We start from the raw sequence: 928 nt of genomic DNA, 5'->3' as shown, positions 1-928 counted from the left end.
AGTGAGCGTCGGCGCACCCGGCGCCGAACGGACGATCACCAATGTCGCCGCGGGCCGCATCAGTGGCAGCTCGACCGATGCCGTCAACGGATCGCAGCTGTTCGCCACCAACCAGTCGATCGATTCGCTTGCGACCACCGTCGCGACGACTGCGGTTCATTATGTCAGTGTCAACGATGGCGGCGTGACCGGCGGCAATTACACCAATAACGGCGCACTTGGCATCGGTTCGGTCGCGCTTGGCGTCGGTGCTTCGACGGCCGCCAGCGGAGCCGATTCGATCGCGTTCGGGACAGGCGCCTCGACGGCCGGGAGCAATACAATCGCAATGGGGACGGGCGCCTCGGTGAACGGGCAGAACGCCGTTGCCATCGGCAATGGTGCCAGTGCTGCAAACCTGACGGCAGGAACCGTCGGGTCGGTGGCGATCGGCAACTCGGCGAGCAGCTCGTCGGACACCAGCACCGCGGTCGGCGGCAACGCGAACGCAGGCTCCAACGCTACGGCGTTGGGAAGCAACACCAACGCGTCAGGCACTATGGCGGTCGCGATCGGCGGCGGAGCGGGCGGCGCGAATGCAACTGCTGTTGGCGCCATTGCGATCGGCGGCGGCGGATCGAGTGGCGCGCAGACTGCAGCGTCCGCCACGGGGATCCAATCCGTCGCGATCGGACAGAATACGGTTGCTGGTTTCCTTCGGTCGGTTTCCATGGGCTATGCGGCCGTCGCCGGTAGTTCGTCCTCGGTCGCCATCGGTGCCAGCACCACCACCGGCGCGACCGGCACCAACGTCGCTATCGGCAATTTGAGCACGGCCAATGCCGGCACTGCCGGCGGCGGTGCGGTGGCGATCGGCCGCTCCAACACCGCTTTCGGCGACGGCGCGGTGGCGATCGGCGATCCGAGCTTCGCGAGCGGCACCGGTGCG

The 928-nt window shown here is 67.2% G+C and carries 1 pseudogene; it reads left to right on the top strand.

The features are described 5' to 3' along the window. Positions 1-928 (top strand): annotated as a pseudogene (locus tag SMA01S_RS23980) (hypothetical protein); the annotation flags it as partial.

The sequence above is a fragment of the Sphingomonas mali NBRC 15500 genome, from assembly GCF_001598415.1.
Classification (GTDB): domain Bacteria; phylum Pseudomonadota; class Alphaproteobacteria; order Sphingomonadales; family Sphingomonadaceae; genus Sphingomonas; species Sphingomonas mali.
This window is presented reverse-complemented; position numbering and strand designations above follow the sequence as displayed.